General features: G+C 37.1%; 1 protein-coding gene. It reads left to right on the forward strand.

Annotation, left to right across the window (positions count from 1 at the left end; translation table 11 throughout):
• The first annotated feature begins 181 nt into the window (after window positions 1–181).
• Complete coding sequence (locus tag JMX92_RS13260; protein WP_201546142.1) at window positions 182–1,459, forward strand: tyrosine-type recombinase/integrase; 1,278 nt, start codon at window positions 182–184, stop codon at window positions 1,457–1,459.
• The last annotated feature ends 298 nt before the right edge of the window (window positions 1,460–1,757 follow it).

Below are 1,757 nucleotides of genomic sequence, written 5' to 3' on the forward strand. Positions count from 1 at the left end.
CTTGGATCAATCACTATAATAACGAAAGACCCAATATGGCTAATGGTGGCTTTACGCCGATTCAGAAATTTAATATGGCAGCTTAGTTCTACTTATTTAGTGTTTTAAATATGGGGGTATTTCCGTATGTTCACGTATTATAGTGCTATTAATATAATAACTGCGGCGTGACGGATGAATTATGAAAGTTAAGCTTAGTAAGAAGTTTATCGATTCAGTTGCATATGCTTCAAGTGGTACAGACATCTATATGGATGAAGTATTAACGGGTTTTGCACTTCGTGTAGGTAAGCAATCTAAGAGATACACGCTTCATAAACGCATCAATGGTAAGCTCTATCGTGACGAAGTTGAAGAAACACATCTAATCACTTTGACTGAAGCTCGTGAAAAAGCTAGCACGATGATGGTCAACATAAAAAAGGGGCTTGATGTTTACGATGGTTATCACGCTACTCCAAAGTTAAAAGACATTCAAGATTGTAATATACCAACACTCAATGAAGCATATACCTACTTTAAATCGATGAAGCCAAATCTTGCTAGCCGTACTATTGAAACTTATGATCAGCAAATACTTGGTCGACTCGATGACTGGCTTGATATATCGTTAAACGATATAACTAAAACTATGATAAGTGAAAAACATAAGGAAATCAGCAAATCTAGTCCAGCTCAAGCGAATACCACTATGCGAGCTCTCCGCTCTATATGGAACTACTGTCAAGATAGTTTTTTAGATGACGATGAGGAGTACATAATAAAGGATCAACCCATTCGAATACTGAATGCCAAGAATGATTGGAACAAAATTAAACCTCGTACTCGTCATGTTGAAGAAGAGTATTTAGGAGTATATTTTAAAACTTTGATTGAACACCGTGACGGTAGTTCTTTCAAACAAGCATCTTATAGCAATAATGCTCGTGATCTTTTACTGCTTTTTATGTTTGCTGGAGTTCGCTTAAATGAAGCGCAGACACTAAGATGGGAAGATGTAGACCTTGACGCTGCTCGTATCGTTTTTAAAGCTACTAAAAATGGTTCTGATTACCATATGCCTACTGGAAAAATACTTCAAGCCATACTTAGTGAACGCTATAGATTGAGCAATGGAGAGCGTTGGGTATTTCCGAGTGATTTGAAAAGAAATAGCGACCACGTTAAAGATTTGAGCGGTAGTTATCATTCAATATCAGACAAAGCTGGCTTGCACATTACGCCTCACGATTTACGTCGTACATTTGGCACTGTCGCCAATAGTCTTAATGTAACCTATCCTGTACTAAAGAGACTGCTAAATCATCGTGAGGCTAAATCTAGTGATGATGTGACACTACATTACATACAGGTATCACAGCGACAATTACGTGAAGCTTTAGATGAGATTGAAGCTTTTTATTGCAAGCATATAGGAATGACTCAAGATGAGGTGATTAAGAGCCTCTTACAGCCATAACTTCATATAATTTTTTAAAGTTCTGTACAACTAACTAATCGATAGAACATATAACGACATTTTGATTAGGAGACATACTATGGGTATCAAACTTGAATTTGGTATGACACAGAATAGTAGAGATCAAAAAATCTGTGTTGATTATTGGGCATATGATCATAAGGAGGATTATGAACCGCCCCGAGTATATCGGAGAGTGGATTACTTGAGTCAGGCAGCTTTGTTTGACTCATTAAGACTATCATAGTATCGTCTCTCAAACTCAAAAGGCGACACATAACCAATCGTACTATGAATG

Source organism: Psychrobacter sp. H7-1 (assembly GCF_904846585.1).
Taxonomy (GTDB): domain Bacteria; phylum Pseudomonadota; class Gammaproteobacteria; order Pseudomonadales; family Moraxellaceae; genus Psychrobacter; species Psychrobacter raelei.

Excerpts from the sequence above, each read along its gene's own strand:
- JMX92_RS13260 (WP_201546142.1), top strand. The coding sequence starts at position 182 with ATGAAAGTTAAGCTTAGTAAGAAGTTTATCGATTCAGTTGCATATGCT.